The organism is Paraflavitalea speifideaquila (assembly GCF_032395985.1).
GTDB lineage: Bacteria > Bacteroidota > Bacteroidia > Chitinophagales > Chitinophagaceae > Paraflavitalea > Paraflavitalea speifideaquila.
Window position 1 is genome coordinate 452,851 of sequence record NZ_CP135920.1, and the last position, 21,548, is coordinate 474,398.

Consider the following 21,548-nt stretch of genomic DNA (forward strand, 5'->3'; position numbering starts at 1 on the left):
TATTGGAGGGATAATTATTGGTAATGGTCCTTCATTTCGGCCCAAAAACCCTGCATCATGGTTTGGAGAGAGTCGGGTGATTCTACGCGTACACTATTGGTAAACATGAGGAGCCAGCGGCCAAGGCCCTGAAGGGAGGAGGTTACAAAATACATGCGCACAAAGTCCTGCTCTACTTCCTCCCGTACAAATCCGTGCCAGTATTTCTGGTTATGAAGGTATTTCACCACGTCTTTGTCGAAGCGCAATACCACTTCATGCAGATCGTGACTGTGGGTCATCGATTTGATGTACTCTTGTAAGGAAGGATGGACTGATAGGTCAAATTGCTCGTCTTTTAGTTGGAGTCTTTTAATGCGGCTAACCCTGAAATCGCGGTAACCGTTTCGCAAACGGCACCAGCCAATCAGGTGCCAGTTGGCGCTGTAATGGCACAAACCTATGGGCTCAATTACCCGTTCACTTACCTCTTCGCTATAATTGGAGTGGTATAAGATAAAGATGGAGCGTTTGTCGGCGATGGCTTTTTGGAGTGCGATGAGGTGTTGACTGGGGCCTCCTCATCGGGTACCCTGGAGCGAAGGATCTCAATTGAATCGGCCAGGATATCCATCTGCTCTTTATCGGTGGTGCGTAAAACTGCTTTGATCTTGAAAAGGGCGGTCTCAAAGTGTTTTTCACGGAGGCGTCTGTCATGTGGGCTGCCAGTTTACCTCCCAATAAAAGTGCCGCTGCTTCTTCCCGTGTAAACATAACAGGCGGTAGGCGGTAGCCTTCCATAATGGTATAACCACTGCCCGCTTCGCCAATTACGGGCACACCGCTTTCATCCAATGCTTTGATATCCCGGTATACGGTACGCAAGCTCATGTTGAAGCGGTCGGCAATTTCCTGGGCCGTAACGCGTTTCTTGCTTTGCAGGTGTGTAAGGATGGCATGCAGCCGGTCTATCCGATTCAATGCAGAAGTTTATAGTTATTGTTTATCGTTGGCTACAGTTTAAAGCTGTGAGCTGCTAGAATCTGGCGGTTAGCGCTTTTGCCTTGCTAATACCTAAAAACTAACCGTTAATATCTATCTGGGACGGTTCTATCCAAGCCTCATTTTCTTTCAACAGGTTCACCAGTTCTTCTACAGCTATAAGGCTGTCTACATTCCTTTTACTACTTCTTTCCCTTTATAGAGTGTTATTTTACCGGGACCGCTGCCTACATAACCAAAGTCGGCATCTGCCATTTCACCGGGGCCATTTACAATGCAACCCATGATGGCAATCTTTACACCCTTGAGGTGATTGGTGACCGACCGGATCTTTGCGGTTGTTTCCTGCAGGTCGAATAAAGTGCGGCCGCAGGATGGGCAGGAAATATATTCTGTTTTAGATATCCTGGTACGGGTGGCCTGCAATATAGAAAAGGCGGTGTTATTGGTAAACTGGTAAATGTCTTTGATGGCAAGGTAGGTACGGCCGGTAACCTGTATGTTCTCCATTTGCGCCTTGCTGCTATAGCCGAGGCAAATACCATCGCCAAATCCTTCTAGCAATAAAGCGCCTGTTTCTGTAGCAAAGTGGATGAGGTGTTCATCGGGTGTTTGCCAATGGCTATCGGTGATCAGTATAACCGGGTTTTTGATCTTCCGGCTTTGCAATTCCACCATCATGCGGCGAACGGACTGCATCGCATTCTGGTTGGTGCTGCTAAGGCAAATGACTACGGTAGGATCGTTGGCCAGGGCATCGAGGAAAGTGTAATTATTGATGGGTGTTTCATCGCTGAAGCAATCTACCATTACAAAGTTGAGGTGATCGCTTTTAGCGGGCGCCGCGGCATAGCCACTATCGCCAAAGATGGGGAAGTGTTTGGTTTTATCGGCTGCCTGCAGCCAGGTAGCGGATAGCTAATGACTTTCAATGTACCTGGTAAGGCAAAATCAATGAGCTTATTGCCGGTAAAAATATAATCTGCAGCTGCATCGCTGATATTCCATTTGTCGGTAGCCTCATCATAGGTATAGCCTGTGCTCTGCAGGGTTTCGGGTATGATGGTTTCCACCTTGCTCAGGTCGGCAATGACTACTGGCACTTGTTTACCGCCGATATTGTCTACGGTGAAAGTTTCTCTTCGCTGGTACTCGAAAGGACTATAGGTGATCTTCTCTATCGGGGGCACTCGTGGCTCGTGGCTCGCAGCCTGTGGATCACTGCTATATCGCTTCACCAGGTCTTTACATACTGGTATTTCAAATTCAGGATCTTCGGTAAGTGATACGCGGATGGTGTCGCCAATGCCATCTTCCAGCAGGGTGCCAATACCGATGGCCGATTTGATGCGTCCATCTTCTCCGTCTCCAGCTTCTGTAACACCCAGGTGCAGGGGGTAGCATTCATTGAATTCGGTGGTCATGTTTTGCACCAGCAGGCGGTAGGCCTGTACCATTACCTGGGGGTTGCTGGATTTCATGCTCAAAATTACCTGGTGGTATTGTTCATCCCGGGCGATGCGCAAAAACTCCATGGCGCTTTCTACCATACCGATGGCGGTATCGCCATAACGGCTCATGATGCGATCGCTCAGTGAGCCGTGATTGGTGCCAATGCGCATGGCTGTTCCATATTCTTTACAGATCTTTACCAGGGGGTAAATCTTTCCCGTATACGGTCAATTTCTTCGGCATATTCGGCATCTGTATAATCGATCTGCTCAAATCTTTTCTTGTCTACATAGTTGCCTGGATTGACGCGCACTTTTTCCACAATGCGGGCGGCAATTTCTGCTGCATTGGGGGTAAAGTGGATGTCGGCCACCAGGGGCGTATGATACCCCCTTTTATGGAGTTCATTTTTATGACGAGGAGGTTCTCTGCTTCTTTTTACTGGGGGCGGTAATACGCACCAGTTCCGCCCCCGCCTCTATACAACGGATGGATTGTTCTACCGTGGCAAGGGTATTCATGGTATCCGTGGTGGTCATGGTTTGCACACGAATGGGATGGAAATTGCCTAAGAGCAAATGGCCGATCTTTACTTCACGGGTGGGGAGGCGCTTATAATTGGTCAGTGATTCGCAGTAAAGCTGCATGTTAATGTGTAATTGAGTTGCAAAGGTAGGAATAAGCTTCGAGCTGCTAGCTTTGAGCTGCTAGCAATACAAATTAATGATAGGGGGTGATTAACAACGACTTGCCTCAATATTGAGGCGTCCTGCAGAAAGATATCTGCTCGTAACGGACTTTTGAAGTACCTGGCTGTATTTAAGGGCTCGAAGCTCGTGGCTCAAAGCTTGCAGCCGGCCTTCTTACCAGTCCTTTTCTGGCTGGCTGGCGGCGCGGGTGCGGTTCTGCTGCATTTTACGCTGTACTTCCTGTTCTTTTTGTTCCAGTGATTTGAGGAATTGCTCTATCTTTTTCTTGTCGAGGTTTTGCTTGGGCTGAGGCTTAGGTTCCTGCTTTTGCTGTTGTTTCTTTTGGTCTTTTTGCTGTTGCTGTTTCTGCTCCTTCGATTCGTTTTGCTTCTTTTGTTCGGCCAGGGCTTTTTCCAGGTTGAAGCGGGTATCCTGATCCTGCGGATTTAAGCGTAGTGATTTTTATAAACATCAATACTTTCCTGCAGCTTCTTTTGTTTGGATAAAGAAACGCCCTTGTTGTACAGGGATCTTTGTTTTAATTCATTGGTGGTGGCCACTGTGGCGGCGGCCTCAAAATTCTTCTCAGAGCCTGTAAAATCGTCCTTGCGGAACTGAACATTGCCCAGGTTATAATGACTTACCGGATTGTCGGGATTTTGTGCAATGGCCTTTTCATATTCGGGCACAGCCTTATCATATTTGCCTTCTTTATAATACTTATTTCCCGCACGGATGGTCTTATTCTCTGTTTGTGCCTGAGCTGAAAAGGCCAGTACACCGATACAGGTTGCTATGACTAATTGCCTCCTCATGCCGTTTTCCATTTACGTTCGGGATAAAAGAATTCCAATACCAATAGTAATAGCGTTGCTCCCAGGAACCAGGGGAAATAATTCTTAAAGTTTTTGAAGGCGCTATCATCCATCGAAGTTTGTTCAATGGTACTCAACTGCTTTTTCATGGCGCTTACTGCTTCTTGTGTATCGGCCAGTCTGATGTATACTCCCTTGGTAGCGGCGGCCAGTTGCTGTAATTCTGTTTCATTCAATTTCGAGATCACGGTATTGCCGGCCTGGTCCTTTTTGTAATCATTCGTCGCTGGGTCGAGAATAGGAGAACCTTCAGGTGATCCTACGCCCACTGCATTGATCATTACGCCATCATGGGCCAGTTGTTGTGCCAATGGTACAGCGCCGGGATCATGGTCCTCCCCATCGGTAATGAGTATAATGGATTTATACTTTCTTTCTTTGCTGTTAAAAGCGGTATTGCTCATGCGCAGGGCTTCTGTAATTACTGTTCCCTGAGCGGGCACCACATCGGGACTAGCTTGCTGTACAAACATGCGGGCGGCGCTGTGATCGGTAGTCAGGGGCATTTGCATATAGGCCCTGCCGGCGAATAATACCAATGCTATCCGGTCGTCGGGTAATTGGTCCATCAGCTTATACACCATTTGGCGGGCCCTCTCCAGCCGGTTGGGTTTAATATCATCTGCCAGCATGCTTTTACTTACATCCATGGCAATAACAATATCAACGCCCTTGCGTTGTACCTGTTCCATCGCCCCAGGCTTTTGCAGGTTGGCTGCACCGGTAATGATAGCAGCCAGCCCCACAGCCAGCAACAGGAACTTAAACAGGAAGTTTTTAGGGGAATAGTTACTAACCAATTGCTGTACCAGCCTGGCATCGCCAATCTTGTTGGTTGTTTTCTTTTCCAATGCAATACCCACCAATACAGGCCAATGACCAGCGGAATGGCTGCCAGTCCAATAAGGTATTCGATATGTTGAAAACGATAATCCAAATTTGTTAATTAGCTAATTTGAAAATGGAGAAAAGGATAAATCCCGTTTGCCTTCTAAACTCAATAATCAAACCAGATTAGAAAAATACCATTGTTTTCGCACATAAACTAAAGTAAAACAGCTATTTATCAGGTAATTAACGACAATGCAATTAGCACATTCTCAAATTAGCAATTACTTCTTCCCCTCCATAAATCCGTAATGGTTCAATATATCCTTCAGCATTTTAATGCGTGCGGGTCTCATATCGTAGTTGCGGTCGGGCGATTCTAGTTGCAAAGCAAAGAAGTAGGGATGATTATTTTCTTCTATCCAGCCTACGATCCAGCCAAGGGCATGGTTCTTTTCAGTAAAACCCCAGCCTGTTTTATAGTAAAGGGTATAGTTGGCATCTTTTTCCCACAACATCATATCCCTTACAATACGCTGTGAACGTTTTTGAAAGGGCAGTTGGTCAAAGTAGAGTTTTTTAACAATACCCAGTTGCTCATCGGCTGTTACTTTGACCGAATTGTCGAGCCAGAAGGTATCCAGGTTATTGCCAATGGTGAACTTGCCATAGCGGCGGCCATAACCCAGGGTATCCAGCCATTTTTGCATGGCGGGTTTGCCGATGCGGCGTGCCATTTCCATATACCAGGGAGCACAGGAAATGCGGAAGGCATCGCGCATACTCATGTCCTTGTTACATTCCGGGCGACCACGATCACCCCCATCCCAGGCAATAATAGTTGTGCTATCCAGTACCGCACCTGTTTCCAGACCGATCAGTGAGTTTACGATCTTAAAGGTCGATGCGGGCAGGTAAGCACTGTCGGTAAACCGGGGCAGGTTATATACCGTGAATTGCCCCAGGCCGTTGTCAAACAAGCCGAACGTGCCAGTTACTTTGTTTTCATCAAAATATTTTTTCAGGTCATTGTCTACCTCAACATTGTTGGGCGAACAGGAGAAAAACGATTGGCAGGAGGCAGCAGATTATCCAACGGCTCATGGTAAAAATTTGTGCGAAGGTATTTGAATTTGCCCTATTTCTTGTGCAGTACGGCCTTCTGATAGGAACGGATTTGATAACTGTCTACTTTGGGCGAATCATCCGTACCATAGCCGGTAGTGGCTATTGGTTTGGTGGGATAAGAAAAGAATTCCAGGTTAAGCTGCCCGTTTTCGAGCCAGTAACTGTTTACAATCGTGGTATTGCCTACTGAGAAGGCTCCGGAAAATTTGCCCCCTTTCCAGTATTGATCCAACACAATCCCATTTACTTCATCAATCACCCAGTGCCCCTTAGCGGTATCTACTGGTTTCAGCAGGTAGGGGCGATTATCTTCTGTAGCCTTGCCATAAATGATATGCCAGAAATACTGGCCGGCGCTGTCTTTGGAGGGTTGGATATGCAATTCCATGTTTACGGGCTTGGCGCTGGTACTGCCATCGGCATACCAGTTGAGGGTTCCATACCAGTGACCAATAAATCCTGCGGGAAAGGAAGTTTGATCCTGGGCTTTTGTTAGTATACCCGTGAGCAGGAGACTGATGATCCATACCGTTTGTTTCATGTTGCCCTTTAATGAGCAACATAATACTAAAAAGCAAGCGGTGCAAGGTGAATCGGTTGAACGGCTGGCGCTTTATTTAGTTTGTTTCTTTGGGCAAGCCGTATTTCGTGATCAGTTTCAGCAATACCCCATTGGTCCAGCCAAAGCCATCCTGCCCCGCATATTCACCACCCCCGGCTTCCAGCCTGGTATCTGCTACATTGTATTTTTCCATCAGTTTACCGGTACGATTAAATACATCCACATTCAGCTTGATCCACCGCTCGGCAATATCCCGGGCCAATTCACGCTGTCCGCAACGATCGAGGCCCCAAATGGTCATCCATTGCAGTGGCGCCCATCCATTAGGGGCATCCCATTGTTCGCCTGTGGCATTGGCGGTGGTTTGAATACCCCCATCTTTCAGTAGTTTTTCTTTGATCACTTCTCCTGCTCTGCGGGCCAGCAGGCTCATATAATCCAGTTTGCGGGTAAAGAAACAGAAGGGGTACATACCTGCCGGTGATACAATGGCCGATTGTTTACCTGTTTTGTAATTGTAATCAGTATAATAATTGAGTTTCTTACTCCAGCAGTATTTGTCAATGGCCAGGATACGCTTATCGGCACTTTTACGAAACCGGATGGCAATACTGTCTTTGTGTTGTACCATATAACCTTTGGCAATGACCATTTCCAGCTTATAGATGAGTGCATTCAAGTCAACCGGGATATAATGGGTGGTTTGAATCGTCGTTAATTTCTTTTCATCGGCAAACCATCGGCTGCTAAAATCTATCCCACTCTCCGCTCCTGCCCGCAGGTGCTGGTACATTTCTGCTTTATTGCGTTTTGATCTTTCGACTGTTTCCAAATCTTCCCGGTAACTTTCCTGACGGGGCGCCGCATTGTCGTCCCAATACCGGTTCATGACAGTACCATCTTTTAATTTTACCACCCGCTTTGCTGATTGTCCGGGCTGTAGTTTGGAAGCCCCTTCCATCCAATATTGGTATTCTTTTTCCAGTTCGGGCAGGTAAGTGGAATAAATGGAATCACCTTTTATTTCAGCCAGCAGCTCCACCATCAAGGCAAAGAAAGGAGCTTGTGAGCGGCTGAGGTAATAAGTTCTGTTGCCATTGGGAATATGCCCGTAGGTATTGATGAGGTAGGCAAAATTCTTCACCATATTTTCGATCATCCCTGTTTCTCCACTTTCTTTCAAACCCAACATGGTGAAATATGAATCCCAATAATAGATTTCACGAAACCTGCCACCCGGAACGATATAAGGATAAGGTAAAGGCAATAAAGAACTGCCTTCGTAGGCTACGCCACCCATGGGAGGAGCGCCAGGCGTAATGTCTGGTTCCCTGCGTAGTACGCCCCATAGGTTTTGATGTGCATGACTACATCTTTCTCGCGTGTAATATAATTGAGCTGGGGTGTATGGGGCAGGTCAAAGTTCTCTTCTACAAATTTCTTCAGGTCTAGGTTGGCTCCTTTTCGTAATCCATAATCATACATAATGTCTTTGGGACTGCGTTTGGGAATACAGTCTACAAAGGTTTTGCCATCCGGAAATATTTTGTTCATCTGCACCTGGTGAAACAATTCGCCATAGATCTTATCGGGTGTGGCAGGCAATTGAGCCACAGCAGACAATAAATACCCTACAAACGAAATGAACAGTATCGTTTTTTTCATACGCCGACCGGTTTGGATACTTCTAAATTAAGCATAATATCTCCCACATAAAAATGCGCCCCCGTGGAAACGGGGGCGGTGCCATTTATAACTACTATAGACTAAATAAGTAAGAATTGTCAAAGCGTAGCGCCTACACTAAAATCACCGACCTGCCATCGGAAGGATACAATCCTCCGGGGCCGGGGAAAAAGGGCGGTCGCTCCGTGAAATATTGTTTGTTGAACAGGTTATTCAGGGCCAGTTTTACATTGTAATGTCCGGCAAAACGCCAGGTAAAATTCCAGTCTACCAATTGATAACCCGGTACCAGTCCAATGGTGCCACTACTATTGGGTGTTACTGTATTCAGTGCATCGGCATAAGATTTCCCTGTAATGCTGTACTGGAGGGTGGAGGAAAGGCCTTTATAACCTACCTGCAGGCCATTGCGGCTGATCCATTGAGGGGTTGTTTCGATCCGGTTACCTTTTACATCAATATTATTCCCGTTCACAGCCACTCGCCCGCTGGTATAGCGTGCATGGATATAAGCGGTGGAGGTAAAGAGGGAAAGGCGGAAGGGAGAACGGTAACCTGTAAGCCATTGCATGGGCTGAAATTCCAGGTAGAGTTCAACTCCCCGGGTTAGGGCATTGCCAATATTGGTTTTGTAGAGATAGGTCTGACTGTTTTCCGCCAGGGCGATATTGCCGGTACGGTTACGGTAAATCATGTTGAACAAGGTCATGTCAAAATGCAGGTAATTATTGATCTTTCCCCGGATGCCCAGTTCGGTATTGCTACCCGCTGCATCCTCGATATTGTGATCAATTTTATTGAGGTTGGTAGTAGGAATAATATCAGCAAAGATCACCGGCCGGTAAGCCTGTGCCCAATTGGCAAACAGCGAAATATTTTCCTTCCAGTTGTATTGCAGTCCGGCCCCCAATAAAGCAAAACGGTGCGGGATATTAAGTGGTACCTCACCAGCCGTATAATTCTTGATGGTGCCATTCATGTTGGTTTCACCATTTTTATAGCGTATACCGGCTGTAAACAGTAGTTTGGAGGACAATTGCAACATCTGCTCTGCAAATAGTGAGACATTCTGTGTCTTAAAGTACAGATCACGGCCCCATTGCGGATCGGTAAGTGTTAGGTCATAATCATCACCTGTGGTACCCTTGCCCAATTGCATCCGGTGCAGATCATTGTTGATGTAGCGGATACCTGCCACCAGGGTAGCTGGCCGGAAGAATAATGCATAGTGATGACGCAATCGCAGCTCATTGGAATAGCTATGGTATTGGTCAATATCCACCTGTCGCGGATTAAAACTACCGAGTGCGGTGTTGAAGGTGTCTTTTACTGTACTAAGTGCAATGAACTGTACACTGTTGCGCGAACCCAGGATGGCCGAGCTAATAAAATGGAGGGCGGTGTTTTTATTGATATCGTAATCCAGCCGCACAGATGGTACATGAATGGTGGGACTGTAATAATTACGTTTACGGGTTGATTGCCTGGGGTTTTCATAGAACTGGGCATCGATCAGCCCCCATTGACATGGTTGGTATAATCCATGTAATTGTATTCCACCCGCAGCTTTAATTGAGCGGTAAGCTGGTAGCTTAGGTGGGCATGGGTGGCAAAATAATGATAGTCGCTGTTTTCACGATAGCCATTGGATTTCCGGTAATTCATGTAGGCATAATACTGGAGTTTTTTGTTTTGCCACCTATTGCATTGTAGGTGCTTAACAGACCATAAGTGCCAGTGGCATTTTGTGTTTCAAATGTAAATTTTCTGGTACTATCGGCTTCCCTGGTAATATAATTGACCATGCCGCCAAACTGCGCCCCATATTGAAGAGCGCCGCTGCCACGTACGATCTCAATGCGTTCAATGGACTCAGTAGAGGCATTAAAATGACTGGCCGGATAACCATAGAGATCAGAATTGGTCATAACATCATTGAGTCGCACGTTCATTTCCCAGGATCGGTGGGCGGTGAGGCCCCGCGTGGCGATATTGATCTGGTTGCCGGTGCCATCATTTTCATAGACAAATACACCGGGTACTTTTGCAAAGATCTGCCGGGGATTGTTGTCGGTAAGATTAGCATCGGATTTGATAAGGCTGACAACCTCCGATTTCTTTGCTGCAAAAAGATAAGTGCCCTTTATAGCAGGCAGTGATTGCATTACTACCTGCTTCAGGGAGGCAACGATGGTAATGCTATCCAATGTTTTTGCTTTCAGTGTATCAGGTGTAGGTGATTGCTGAGCTGATAGGGTAAGGCAATAAAAGCAGCCTGCCAGGGGAGCAGGTGCTTTAAGGTGCTATAAGTATGAATGTGTTTCAAAATAAAGGGGTGAATTGAATGAGCCCATCAATTAATTTCCTGCGCCATCTGTTTTGGCGCGTTCTACGGCGTATCCTCCAATATTCTTGCCCACCTGAGGCCCACTTCACAATCGGCCCGGTAATGGATTCCGCCATACATACGTGATAAAGAAGCCTCTGCCGCCATATCGTTGTAAGTCGTGGCTTTTTCAGGAACAATATGCGCCAGAATAGCGGCGGCGGCTCCACTGAAAGTAGAGTGGCCGGATATATAAGCCGGAAAATTGGGAATACCCGTAAGCGTTTTGATCCGTGGGTCCAGCTGTGTAGGCCGTGGATTGAAATAGAAATACTTGGTATCCCAGCATACGATGGCCGCATCCATAAGTGATATATTCAGCAAGGCCATATTGCGGGCCCAGCGTAATTCACTATAATTCTTTTGTATGAAATCTTCGGCGGCAATGGCATCCCAATGTCCGGGAGGGGTATAAGTACCTACCCCATCGGCCCAAAAATGAACGATACGCAGCCGTTCACGCGTAGGGTTGTTGACATAGTCGTAGATCTCATTGGTTTCTTGTTTCATTTTATCGCTGCCGGTTAACGGTGGTGGGCCGGGACAAAGTGACACAGCGGTGAGTGAATCGAACAGAAAGGGTTTTACTTTCCCAAAGATGGGCAACATAGGAGGGCGCTTGGGTACTTCCAGGCTATACCAGGGTTTTTCGCCCCGGGCTATTGCGTCAGTTTCCATTTGCGTCCATTGCGCCTGGTTGCCTACTGCGGCACCTGCCCGGTCGCCACGGGCGCGGGTAACAAATTTTTGAGCTACTGCTTTCCCCAATGCTTCGCCAGCCTCAATATCGCTGCGTACATTGGCGCCAGCTATAAGGCGGGCACGTTTATGCTCTTCAGCTTTTTGCTGTATAAGATCCTGGTCGCCGGGAAATAATAGCTTCAGTAATTCCACTGCAGCGCCTGCTACTACTGCGTCTTCTGAAGGATAGGACGGCAGATCGGTTTGAGGCACCAGCACTTGCAAGGTGGCATCTGTTTTATAAGGCGCAGGCCGGTTGTATAGTTTTTATAATGCCAGGCGGCTACCAGCGCATCATATTGAGCAGCACTTATATAGGCATAAGCACGGGCGGCATAGGGTGGATTGGAAAAAGGAAATTGTGGATAGGCCAATGGATTATTGGCATTGGGAATTGGATAGGTGCCATCCGCATTTTGATAGGGTGGCAGGTTGTGTTTGGCCACCAGTTCACGCAATATTTCATTCCAGCGCAGTATCGCCCCGGCACTCCAATATTTTACTATGCTTTTTTCTTGTGTGGTAAGCGAAGCCTGCCAGGTCTTGATCTCATTGATCTGTGCAATATAATCTGGTGTATTGGTAGCGGCAGGAGCAGGTACGGCAAACTCTGCCGGCCCGGTGAGCAATACAGGCTTCCAGGTGCCGCCATTTTCAATATCTGTTTTAGCTGGTTGCAAGGGTGCTAAATCATCTGTTCTTCCTTTTACATCCTTGGAACAGGAGAGTGGAATAGCCACAGCAATGGCTACTATGGCAGTAAGCAAAAACAATAGCTTTTTCATATCAGTTGGTTTTGGAAGATGAAGGTTGGGAAGATGATTTTTTACCTTTTACATTCAGGACATAGAATAGGCCGCCATTGACGCTGGTGGCTTGTCCCATATTCCTGCCGGCAATTGTATAATTGCCGCCCCCGATGAGAGAAAGGCCCTTAATGGCTTGTAACTCCCATTTGAAATTTATGCCCAGCCTGGTGGCATTCATCTTATTGCTGGGGAAGGGCATATTGTTGCGCGTAATATCAAATCCTCCCAGGGTGGTCCAGTTGTCCAGCACTGCTTCGGCTATAATGCCCCTATGCCGGTAACCGCCCCTGACATTAAATGAAGCCGCATCGGGCATATCCACTTTATTGGTAAGGTGCATTTCGGTAGTGTAGTAGGCCGAACGGTCAATGGTGATATTGCTGCGCTGCACCCAGGTGCCGGAACCGGTTACAAAGAGCCGGCCCAATTGATAATCGGCCATGGCTCGCAGGTAGATATTCCTGCTGTGCAGGCCAATGGATAAGGGTAGGAAATCGGCAGCATAATTTGACATGGGAAAGGAGTAGCCCCCAATAGCATAAGCCGAAAAATCGCCCTTGCCGATCTTCGCTTCTATTGGCATCCATTTTATATATAGGCTTAAGTCTTGTACCCCTTCCAGCCCATGTAGCGTACCGGCCGATGCTTTGGTAGCTACATAGGGCAAACTAAACAGTACATTCAGTTTATCTGAAATCCCATAGTTGCCCATTACTCCAATCATTTGCGTCGATACCCGTCCCAGGTTTTCGTTTTCTCGCTTCAGCGTTCCCTCCCAGTAATTGGTCCAGCTACTATAGTTGTAAAGGAGGCCACTGCAGAAATTGTTTTTCGTCATCATAATTCCATCAATATCCGTTTGACCTATGGCGGAAGCACAAGCCAGGGTGAGGCAGCTTGCCGCAATAAAAAGGTGTTTACAGTAGTTAAGGCAGTTCATGCGATGGTTTAAGCAGTTAGTAATAAATTGTAGTTGTTACAGCCTGAAGGAACATCCGATATTAATAGAGTAATCGGCAAAAGCAGCATCTCCCTGGGCATAGATGCCTGTAATCCTTGTTCTTTCTTTGTCGGCATAACTTTGCGTGCGGTCGCGTCTAAGTGCTATAGGAACTGTAGCAAAGGCGCTCATTTTACCAAACTGGTAAGAAACGGCTGGTTCTGCAGAGACCACATAACCCGGCCTTCTAAAACCACTGCTGCCACCGATCAGGTCTTTTGCAGGCACACATTCCATACGCATACCAGCAGAAAAGGTGAATTGCTGCATCGAAATATTCACACCTCCCTGGCCATATACTGGTCGGGTACACTCATCACACTACTGCCATAAGTAATAGCAGTAGCCGCTACCGCGCTTCCCCGTCCTGTAGATACTCCATTTTGTTCCCTCGGGTTGAAGAGATAATAAAAGCTGCCATAGATGCTAATCAGCTTGGTGAAATTATAATACCCGTTGATCTCTGTAGTAAACCCGGTGCCCCCATCCCCAGTTGGATGGACTGATCTACAGGCCCAAGTATTTTTGTAGTATCATTCTTAACAAAGAAATCCTGGTATTTGTAATCTCCCGTAGGAGTTTGATACCCAGGCCAATTTGTATATTACCATTGGGAGAAATAGCAGGATCAAGAATCCAATAGTAGCCTGTGAACCGGATATCCCCAATGCCAAAAGAATGTGTTTTATGACGGGCATTTTTTGCACTGTTGCCTCCATGCTCATACAACGATGAGCGGGCATTAGATAAAATAGGCAGGTTCATAGCCAGTGACCAACGGTTGTTGAAATGACGTACCAGCGCCAGGTCAAGACTATGCTGCCAGTTGATTACTTCTGTATTTTTTTCCAGCCGCTCTTTCTGTTCCTCCCGTCCAACAAAATGACGGAATGACCTGAAATAACGATAGGTTGTATTGAGCTGCCAGCCTTTTTTGTGCATCCTTGGTAGCATGCGGTTTGGTGCAAACGGCCCCTGTACTGCGTATTGCTACACACCCCTGGGATAATGCAAGGTTGTTCAATAACAGCAGGAGGATGGTAGAAAGGAGAAGTGCTTTTTTCATAAACAGCGATGTTGAAAGTAATTAGTTATTGAGCAGCAAGTTTTTGCTTGCTGCTTGTTGGTTGTTAGTTTGGTCATAATATAATTACCCAGGCGGATGCCCTGGTCCTTAGCCACAGCAATAGAACGTTTGTAATGAATGCCTCCATAGAACCGGCTAATGCCCGCTTCGTCGGCCGCCTGACGCAACGATTGAAAATCGCGGTCGGGCCAACCCCAGGCCCGTTCGGTTGAATCACGGAAGGACACCTCTGTACCATACAGGTGTTCCAATACCGTAGCTGTAGCACTCGAAATTTCCGAATGCCCGCTCGTATATTCCGGGAAAGGGGCGTTTGCAAAAAAGGCTTCCAGATGGCGTCTATGTACTGGTTAATAACCGATTCCGGGCGTATCAATGCCCAGGTATACTTGGCATCCCAGCAGGAAATGAAGGCATCCATCAATGCAAAAGATGCCAGGGTATAGGTATGGATCGTTTTTGAGAGGTCAACATTTTTGTCTTTACAGACAATGCCAATGATCCCCATCCAATGGCCACCTGGCGTCATTGCCTTGGTAGCAAACATGGCATGGCCTACAATATTTACTTTAAACCCATTACAATCCCAGAAACTGGCTATTGCTTTTTGTTCGTCCGTAAGATTGTTTACTGTATCATACACCTGTTTTGCCCAGCCGTAAAATTCACTCGTAGAGTCTTTATTAAAAGGCGCTGGAGGCGGTGGAGCAAACTGGCTGGCGCTATCCATGACGATGGAACGGATGGTGCGCCAATGTGGTTCCACAGCCTGTATATAGGCTGGCGGAGTGGGGATCCATTTACCTTCTTCCTCGGGTACTGTGTATTTAGGTGCCGAGCGTGTTTGTGCATAATTGTCCTTTTACTCCAAGCCAGTACTGTCCTGGCTACACTAAGCCCATACGCTTTTGAATGCGCTTCCATCGAATCGGGCATGCCATGTTTCTGCGCCAGGGACTGAAGCGAGTTTACTATACTGTCCATGGTGGCATTGGAAAAAGTAAGCGTTTTACCCACTTCCATAAATGCGATCATAGAAGCATAGGGATAGTCGATCAGTTTTCCGGCTGTTGGTTTGGGTATTTCACTAAAACCCTTCAACTGTCCGGTCAATGATATGTAATTACTATCTCCCTGTGCCATTACTTCATAAGCTGCCAGGTGTGAATAGGCATATACCCGGCTGGCTACCGGCGGCGTAAAAATGTTGAAGGTCATTATCTCCGTCAATTGTCCGGTAAGCTTGCAATATAGAACCGGATCATGCAATACCTGTTGATAATTATTGGCACGGTGGCAGGATGAGGCTATTGCCAGCACAATTATGGCTTGGAAGATCTTTCCCATGAAAGAAGAAGATAAAAGTGATTAGCCGAATATTCAACGTGAGGCTATAGGTGCCAAACGTGAAATAAGACAGCTACAAAAGAAAACCAACCTGATAAATGATTATGGGATGGATGCCCCGGTTTACAGGTGATCCATCAATAAGCAAAAGGGCGAAGTCCTTAACATTCCGGAGGCCGTTCAGGTGTAGAAGTATAACACCCTTTTTAACTACGGCATTCGCGTTTCGGTAAAGTAGTGGTTGATCCAGGAGTGCAGTGAAATGCCAGTCATTTTTGTGACCAGTACTCTGCAGAGAAGTTATTATAGGAAAAAGAATGATTGTTATCCGATTTCTTATTCTGTGAAGGGTGTTGCAGGTCATTGACCAGCTTGAAGAATTCTTCGCGGGCCGTTTGCAGTCGCATTTTAGTTTCATTGGGCAGGCAAAGCAGTACCAGTTGCCCGTCCTGAACTTTGCGCTTTACGTACTTATAGTGGATGCCCTCAATTTCGATATCTCCATCTACCCGTTCAAAATCGTTCCAGTTGGTTTGATAAGGCAGGTTCAGCGCTACACGCATTTCCAGCAGCTGAGATTCGTCATAATCATTTTGATCAAGACGTGCTTCCAGTTCAATATCAGCTTGTTGTTGTAATATATCGGCCAGTATCCGGTAACCGAACCAGTTGAAGAATAGTATTCCCAATAGTAGTATGGCGGCGAGTTTCCTCAAAGCAGTCGTTAGTGTGTACCATACACAATATAAAGAATTAAAAATAAGACCAGTAAAAATCTTACCTGGTAATGACCGCCAGCAACTACAACCCCTCACAATGAATAGAATTCCACTGCATTGAGCCCAAACACCTTTTCCTTTCTTCCACCGTATAATTTTCCATGTACTTCTCCAACAGGCTTTTCCATTGCACATACATGCCACTTAACAACATGACCGGCCAGTCGCTGCCAAATAACAGGCGATTGGTGCCAAAGGCCTCAAATACCACATCCAGGTAAGGGTAGAACTCGGCCGCACTCCAGGTTTTCCAGGCAGCTTCCGTAAACAGCCCCGATAGCTTGCAGCATACCTGTGGATTATTTGCGATCTCTTTCATCAACACCTTCCATTCGTCTATCTTCTTGTGCCGGATATCCGGTTTGGCACAATGATCAATAATCAATTTTTGATCGGGAAACTTCGATACAAATTCAATGGCTGGTTTCAACTGGTTGGGGTAGATCAGCACATCATAAGTATAATCATAGGCTTTCAGCGCTTGTACACCACGTTGGAAATTGGGACGCAATAAAAAGTCGTCAGGCTCGGCTTGTACAACATGCCTATAGCCCCTTACAGCTTCGTATTGCGAAAAATGCTCCAATCGCCCGGCCACATTATCGGCCTGCAGATCGATCCAGCCAACTACTCCCTTAACGATTGGGTGTGTTCGCGCCAACTCCGACAGGAACCTTGTTTCCACTTCTTCCTGGCTGGCCTGCACGGCCACCACCCCATCTACTCCATTTCTTTTAAGTGTAGTGGCCAGGTGTTCGGGCAAATAATCCTCCTGCAGGAGCTTCATATTATCTGTGATCCACGCATCCCGCTGCTTGTCAAATTTCCAAAAATGCACATGTGCGTCTATAACCATGATTATATAGCATTTATACGCCTAAGCTACTCCTTTTTAATGGATTAGGAAATCAAATCCCTAAATGCTAACACTCATTAGTTTTTGAATTAACTTCGCGGCTGGATCGTAATTCCTACATGATATGAGTTCCACCAACAATACTGTTCGCATTGTAACAGCAGCGTCCCTGTTCGATGGGCATGATGCTGCTATCAATATTATGCGCCGCATTATGCAAGCCAAAGGCGCCGAGATCATTCACCTGGGTCATAACCGCTCTGTAGCAGAAATTGTAGAGTGTGCCATTGAAGAAGATGCACAGGGCATTGCCATTACCAGTTACCAGGGAGGCCACGTGGAGTTTTTAAATACATGAAAGACTTATTGGAGGAGAATGGCTGTGGACATATTAAGATCTTTGGCGGTGGCGGTGGAACCATCCTTCCCCAGGAAATTGAAGAGCTGCACCATTATGGTATTACGAAGATATATAGTCCCGATGATGGCCGTAAACTCGGACTGGAAGGGATGATTGAAGAAGTGATTCGCCTTTGCGACTTTCCCGTCAATGGCAATCCGGCCAACTTTTCTACTGCCATGAAATTGGGCGAATGGAAAGACATCCGGCAGATTGCCAGGAGCATTTCCAATGCCGAGAACAACAGGAATAATGATGAAGTAACTACCGTACCCGCCTTGCCCCATCCCCGGTATTGGGTATTACAGGCACCGGAGGCGCAGGCAAATCATCGGTGACGGACGAAATTGTACGCCGCTACCTGAATGCGTTTGCCGATAAAACCATTGCCGTCGTTTCTGTTGATCCTTCCCGCAAAAGACGGGCGGCGCCTTACTGGGCGACCGTATCCGGATGAACAGCATCCATTCGCCCCGCGCCTATATGCGTTCCCTGGCTACCCGCGAAAGCGATGTGGCCCTTAGTAAATATGTAGAAGATGCCGTAAATATTTGTAAAGCCGCCGGCTTTGATTTTATTATCCTCGAAAGTGCCGGCGTAGGACAAAGCGACGTAAGTATCCTCGATTATTGCGATCTGAGCTTATACGTCATGACACCTGAATATGGAGCTGCCTCTCAATTGGAAAAGATCAATATGCTTGATTATGCCGATGTGATCTGTATTAACAAGTTCGACAAAGCAGGTGCGCTCGATGCCTTGCATGATGTGCGTAAGCAATACAAGCGCAACCACAACCTGTTTATGGCGAAGGATGAAGAGATACCGGTGATAGGTACCATCGCTGCTCAGTTCAACGATGCCGGCGTTAATGAATTGTTTGAGAAGCTAATGATAACGGTGAAAAAGAAAACAGGTATTGAGTTTGGCGCTATCGAGCTACACCAGCATACCAGTGATACCAGCACCAAAAGCCAGATCATACTACCTAAACGGGTACGCTATTTATCTGAAATTGCAGAGGGCAGCCGCAGCTACGATGGCTGGGTAAAAGACCAATGCGTAATAGCCACCCGGCTGTATCAAATTAATGGCGTCCTGAAGCAAGCGGTGCCAATGCGTCTTATTCCAAAGACCTGGAACAACTCAAAAGGATTTTGAAGCTCGACTCAATCCTGGCTGCAAACAATTAATTGATCAATGGCCTGCTGTGGTGAAGAAATACCAGGCCGACTTATTTGAATACCAGGTAAGGGATAAAGTGATCAAACAACCCCTTACTACAAAAACCCTCAGTGGTACCCGCCTTCCTAAAGTGGTACTGCCCAAATACAGAGACTGGGGCGATATCCTGCGCTGGCAGTTAACTGAAAACCTGCCGGGCGAATTTCCTTATACGGCTGGGGTATTTGAACTAAAACGCCAGGGCGAAGACCCTACCCGCATGTTTGCCGGGGAAGGCGGTCCCGAACGCACCAATAAACGTTTTCACTACGTATCAGTAGATCAACCGGCCAAGCGCCTCTCTACCGCTTTCGATAGTGTGACCCTGTATGGGGAAGACCCTGCTCATCGTCCGGATATCTATGGCAAGGTAGGTAATAGTGGGGTGAGCATTGCCACGGTAGATGATGCCAAAAAGCTCTATAGCGGCTTTGATCTGTGTGATCCCAAAACATCGGTCAGCATGACCATCAACGGCCCTGCTCCCATCCTGCTGGCTTTCTTTATGAATGCCGCTATTGATCAGCAATGTGAAAAATGGATCGAGGCCAATGGACAATGGGAAGCAGTAAATAAAAAGATAGCTGCCAAATTTAAGCAGTTGCCCAAACCGGTTTATTATAATCCGGCTTCGCCCGAACGGTTGCCCGAAGGCAATAGCGGCCTGGGCCTTACACTACTTGGTTTAAGCGGCGATGAAGTATTGCCGGCAGATGTATATGCAAAACTGAAAGCAGAAGCTTTGACGCAGGTGCGGGGTACGGTGCAGGCCGATATCTTAAAGGAAGACCAGGCGCAGAATACCTGTATTTTCAGTACTGAATTTGCCCTGAAACTGATGGGCGACGTACAGCAGTATTTCATTGAACAGAAAGTGCGTAATTTCTACAGCGTGAGCATCAGCGGTTATCATATTGCTGAAGCCGGAGCCAATCCCATTACCCAGCTGGCTTTTACCCTGGCCAATGGATTTACCTATGTAGAATACTACCTTAGCCGGGGATGCATATTGATGATTTTGCCCCCAACCTGTCCTTCTTCTTTAGCAATGGCATGGATGCCGAATACAGTGTCATAGGAAGGGTGGCCAGGCGCATTTGGGCCAAGGCCATGAAAGATAAATACAAGGGTAATGACCGCTCGCAGAAATTGAAATACCATATTCAAACCTCAGGCCGGAGCCTGCATGCCCAGGAAATTGATTTCAACGATATCCGTACTACCCTGCAGGCATTGTATGCTATATACGACAATTGTAACAGCCTTCACACCAATGCTTACGATGAAGCAATTACAACGCCCACCGAAGAAAGTGTACGCCGCGCAATGGCCATCCAGTTGATCATCAACCGGGAATTGGGTACGGCTAAAACCGAAAACGTTACGCAGGGGTCCTTCCTCATTGAAGAACTGACCGACCTGGTAGAGGAGGCCGTATTGACCGAATTTGATCGTCTTACGGATCGTGGTGGCGTACTGGGTGCGATGGAACGCATGTACCAGCGTAATAAAATACAGGAAGAGAGCCTGTATTATGAAAGCCTTAAGCACAGTGGCGAATTGCCTATTGTAGGCGTCAATACCTTCCTTAATAAGAAAGGCAGCCCTACCATAATACCCTCTGAAGTAATAAGAAGTACCACGGAAGAAAAGGAACAACAAATACAAAACCTGCAGGCATTTCAAAAGCGTAATGAAAGCAAATGTGCTGAAATGCTGGATAAACTTAAAACCGTAGCAATTAACAATGGCAACCTCTTCACCGAATTAATGGAAACCGTGAAATACTGCTCACTGGGACAGATTACCAATGCCCTTTATCAGGTAGGAGGGCAATACAGAAGGAATATGTAATTAAAATTTGATGTCGCAATTTGCGACATCAAGTTTTAAAGGGAGTGTACCCAGAATGAAGTATTCCCATTGCATTTTATATAACTAATCCTGTTCATCCTTTCTTCTAAATCCTATTTTTCTTCGTGGTGGCACCGGAGGAATTAGTAATTGCCTGAGGTGATCAAATATTACCACAATTTGTTCATCATGGTTATTCAAATGTTTTTCCATCTTTCTTAATTGTAGTAATATATCCTTATGGGTTAACATCATTTCCCGGATCTTGGTAAATACGCGTATTATCTGGATATTGACATTGATGGCTGTTTTGCTATTTAATATACTGGAAAGCATTGCTACTCCTTGTTCTGTAAAAGCCAGGGGAGTTTTCTTCGACCACCCCAACTTGATGTCGCAAATTGCGACTTCAAGTTTTTAAATTCCTTCTGAGTTAGCCTAAACATAAAGTCAGAAGGGAACCGTTCTGCATTTCTTTTTACCTGTTCATTTAAACGCCTTGTCTCAACCTGGTACAATTCTGCTAAATCCTCGTCAAACATTATTTTCTTTCCCCTGATTAAGTAAATTTTACTAATAATTGCTTCATTCGGGAGTAACAGTTTCGCTTTGGTTTTAGCCATAGTATAATGATTTGATTAACGATTTGGATATCACAATCTGTGATATCCAATTTACTTTAATGGTAAAAAGTTTGATCTCTGAATATGACTTTTGGTTGGATGCTGTTGCCAGAATAAGTAGGAGCTGTAGCAGGTAGGGCTCACGTAAAGGGGCATGTAAAATAGTAAATATTTTTAATTTGAAAACAAAAAAGCCGCCTATGCGGCTTTGATATAGTGGGTGGGATCACAATTTGTGATA

28 protein-coding genes and 1 pseudogene are annotated in these 21,548 nt (G+C 46.3%); 3 read left to right on the forward strand and 26 right to left on the reverse strand.

What is annotated here, in order from left to right; all coding sequences use genetic code 11:
- Positions 1-14 precede the first annotated feature (14 nt).
- From RS881_RS03215 to RS881_RS03330, 24 genes are all read right to left on the reverse strand, one after another.
- Entirely contained in the window at positions 15-539 is a 525-nt protein-coding gene (locus tag RS881_RS03215; RefSeq protein ID WP_315825015.1) for a helix-turn-helix transcriptional regulator, read from the reverse strand.
- Positions 475-960: a helix-turn-helix transcriptional regulator gene (locus tag RS881_RS03220; RefSeq protein WP_315819764.1), complete on the reverse strand. Its 486-nt coding sequence runs from the start codon at positions 958-960 to the stop codon at positions 475-477. Before RS881_RS03220 ends, RS881_RS03215 begins: the two co-directional genes overlap by 65 nt.
- Positions 961-1,149: 189 nt before the next feature.
- Complete coding sequence (locus tag RS881_RS03225; protein WP_315819765.1) at positions 1,150-1,791, reverse strand: flavodoxin-dependent (E)-4-hydroxy-3-methylbut-2-enyl-diphosphate synthase; 642 nt, start codon at positions 1,789-1,791, stop codon at positions 1,150-1,152.
- Positions 1,791-2,603, reverse strand: a complete 813-nt coding sequence (locus RS881_RS03230; protein ID WP_315819766.1) for a flavodoxin-dependent (E)-4-hydroxy-3-methylbut-2-enyl-diphosphate synthase — start codon at positions 2,601-2,603, stop codon at positions 1,791-1,793. Before RS881_RS03230 ends, RS881_RS03225 begins: the two co-directional genes overlap by 1 nt.
- 26 nt (positions 2,604-2,629) lie before the next feature.
- Positions 2,630-2,806, reverse strand: coding sequence for a flavodoxin-dependent (E)-4-hydroxy-3-methylbut-2-enyl-diphosphate synthase (locus RS881_RS03235; RefSeq protein WP_315819767.1), 177 nt, complete (start codon positions 2,804-2,806; stop codon positions 2,630-2,632).
- Positions 2,807-2,843: 37 nt separating this feature from the next.
- A complete protein-coding gene (locus RS881_RS03240; RefSeq protein WP_315819768.1) occupies positions 2,844-3,080 on the reverse strand; it encodes a flavodoxin-dependent (E)-4-hydroxy-3-methylbut-2-enyl-diphosphate synthase in 237 nt (78 codons plus the stop codon).
- Positions 3,081-3,568: 488 nt separating this feature from the next.
- A complete protein-coding gene (locus RS881_RS03245; RefSeq protein ID WP_315819769.1) occupies positions 3,569-3,937 on the reverse strand; it encodes a tetratricopeptide repeat protein in 369 nt (122 codons plus the stop codon).
- Positions 3,934-4,860, reverse strand: a complete 927-nt coding sequence (locus RS881_RS03250) for a VWA domain-containing protein (RefSeq protein WP_315825016.1) — start codon at positions 4,858-4,860, stop codon at positions 3,934-3,936. The genes RS881_RS03245 and RS881_RS03250 overlap by 4 nt, the downstream gene beginning before the upstream one ends.
- 249 nt (positions 4,861-5,109) lie before the next feature.
- On the reverse strand, positions 5,110-5,805 hold the full coding sequence (locus RS881_RS03255) for a penicillin-binding transpeptidase domain-containing protein (RefSeq protein ID WP_315819770.1): 696 nt from the start codon (positions 5,803-5,805) through the stop codon (positions 5,110-5,112).
- Between the two features lie 158 nt (positions 5,806-5,963).
- Positions 5,964-6,494, reverse strand: a complete 531-nt coding sequence (locus tag RS881_RS03260) for a hypothetical protein (protein ID WP_315819771.1) — start codon at positions 6,492-6,494, stop codon at positions 5,964-5,966.
- A 76-nt stretch (positions 6,495-6,570) separates the two neighbouring features.
- Positions 6,571-7,815: a trehalase family glycosidase gene (locus RS881_RS03265; RefSeq protein ID WP_315819772.1), complete on the reverse strand. Its 1,245-nt coding sequence runs from the start codon at positions 7,813-7,815 to the stop codon at positions 6,571-6,573.
- A complete protein-coding gene (locus tag RS881_RS03270) occupies positions 7,803-8,180 on the reverse strand; it encodes a hypothetical protein (RefSeq protein ID WP_315819773.1) in 378 nt (125 codons plus the stop codon). Before RS881_RS03270 ends, RS881_RS03265 begins: the two co-directional genes overlap by 13 nt.
- A 133-nt stretch (positions 8,181-8,313) precedes the next feature.
- Complete coding sequence (locus tag RS881_RS03275) at positions 8,314-9,633, reverse strand: TonB-dependent receptor domain-containing protein (RefSeq protein ID WP_315819774.1); 1,320 nt, start codon at positions 9,631-9,633, stop codon at positions 8,314-8,316.
- Between the two features lie 80 nt (positions 9,634-9,713).
- Positions 9,714-9,866 carry a hypothetical protein gene (locus RS881_RS03280; RefSeq protein WP_315819775.1) on the reverse strand — a complete coding sequence of 51 codons (153 nt, stop codon included), beginning with the start codon at positions 9,864-9,866 and terminating at the stop codon, positions 9,714-9,716.
- Entirely contained in the window at positions 9,863-10,408 is a 546-nt protein-coding gene (locus tag RS881_RS03285) for a TonB-dependent receptor plug domain-containing protein (protein WP_315819776.1), read from the reverse strand. The genes RS881_RS03280 and RS881_RS03285 overlap by 4 nt, the downstream gene beginning before the upstream one ends.
- Before the next feature lie 182 nt (positions 10,409-10,590).
- Positions 10,591-11,547, reverse strand: a complete 957-nt coding sequence (locus RS881_RS03290) for a vanadium-dependent haloperoxidase (RefSeq protein WP_315819777.1) — start codon at positions 11,545-11,547, stop codon at positions 10,591-10,593.
- On the reverse strand, positions 11,496-12,113 hold the full coding sequence (locus RS881_RS03295; RefSeq protein ID WP_315819778.1) for a phosphatase PAP2 family protein: 618 nt from the start codon (positions 12,111-12,113) through the stop codon (positions 11,496-11,498). Before RS881_RS03295 ends, RS881_RS03290 begins: the two co-directional genes overlap by 52 nt.
- Before the next feature lies 1 nt (position 12,114).
- Entirely contained in the window at positions 12,115-12,978 is an 864-nt protein-coding gene (locus RS881_RS03300) for a hypothetical protein (protein WP_315819779.1), read from the reverse strand.
- Between the two features lie 135 nt (positions 12,979-13,113).
- Positions 13,114-13,419 (reverse strand): hypothetical protein, encoded by a 306-nt coding sequence (locus RS881_RS03305; RefSeq protein ID WP_315819780.1) that lies wholly within the window; start codon positions 13,417-13,419, stop codon positions 13,114-13,116.
- A gap of 225 nt (positions 13,420-13,644) precedes the next feature.
- The gene (locus RS881_RS03310) at positions 13,645-14,079 is read right to left on the reverse strand and encodes a hypothetical protein (protein WP_315819781.1); all 435 of its coding nucleotides are present in this window, start codon (positions 14,077-14,079) and stop codon (positions 13,645-13,647) included.
- Positions 14,080-14,199: 120 nt separating this feature from the next.
- A complete protein-coding gene (locus RS881_RS03315) occupies positions 14,200-14,556 on the reverse strand; it encodes a phosphatase PAP2 family protein (protein WP_527250455.1) in 357 nt (118 codons plus the stop codon).
- A 295-nt stretch (positions 14,557-14,851) separates the two neighbouring features.
- Positions 14,852-15,571 (reverse strand): hypothetical protein, encoded by a 720-nt coding sequence (locus RS881_RS03320; protein ID WP_315819783.1) that lies wholly within the window; start codon positions 15,569-15,571, stop codon positions 14,852-14,854.
- A gap of 269 nt (positions 15,572-15,840) precedes the next feature.
- Complete coding sequence (locus tag RS881_RS03325) at positions 15,841-16,287, reverse strand: hypothetical protein (RefSeq protein WP_315819784.1); 447 nt, start codon at positions 16,285-16,287, stop codon at positions 15,841-15,843.
- Between the two features lie 85 nt (positions 16,288-16,372).
- Positions 16,373-17,206, reverse strand: a complete 834-nt coding sequence (locus tag RS881_RS03330) for an amidohydrolase family protein (RefSeq protein WP_315819785.1) — start codon at positions 17,204-17,206, stop codon at positions 16,373-16,375.
- A gap of 124 nt (positions 17,207-17,330) precedes the next feature.
- Between RS881_RS03330 and RS881_RS03335 the strand changes: the two genes are divergently transcribed.
- The 3 genes and pseudogenes from RS881_RS03335 to RS881_RS61500 all read left to right on the forward strand — a co-directional run.
- A complete protein-coding gene (locus RS881_RS03335) occupies positions 17,331-17,564 on the forward strand; it encodes a cobalamin-dependent protein (protein ID WP_315819786.1) in 234 nt (77 codons plus the stop codon).
- The gene (locus tag RS881_RS03340; protein WP_315819787.1) at positions 17,561-17,944 is read left to right on the forward strand and encodes a cobalamin B12-binding domain-containing protein; all 384 of its coding nucleotides are present in this window, start codon (positions 17,561-17,563) and stop codon (positions 17,942-17,944) included. Before RS881_RS03335 ends, RS881_RS03340 begins: the two co-directional genes overlap by 4 nt.
- Positions 17,899-20,684 (forward strand): annotated as a pseudogene (locus RS881_RS61500) (methylmalonyl-CoA mutase family protein); the annotation flags it as partial. The gene RS881_RS03340 and the pseudogene RS881_RS61500, both read left to right, overlap by 46 nt.
- A gap of 84 nt (positions 20,685-20,768) precedes the next feature.
- Here the strand turns inward: RS881_RS61500 and RS881_RS03355 are convergent.
- Together RS881_RS03355 and RS881_RS03360 are read right to left on the reverse strand one after the other, a co-directional pair.
- A complete protein-coding gene (locus tag RS881_RS03355; protein ID WP_315819788.1) occupies positions 20,769-21,020 on the reverse strand; it encodes a hypothetical protein in 252 nt (83 codons plus the stop codon).
- A 2-nt stretch (positions 21,021-21,022) separates the two neighbouring features.
- On the reverse strand, positions 21,023-21,307 hold the full coding sequence (locus tag RS881_RS03360; protein ID WP_315819789.1) for an ORF6N domain-containing protein: 285 nt from the start codon (positions 21,305-21,307) through the stop codon (positions 21,023-21,025).
- Positions 21,308-21,548: the final 241 nt, after the last annotated feature.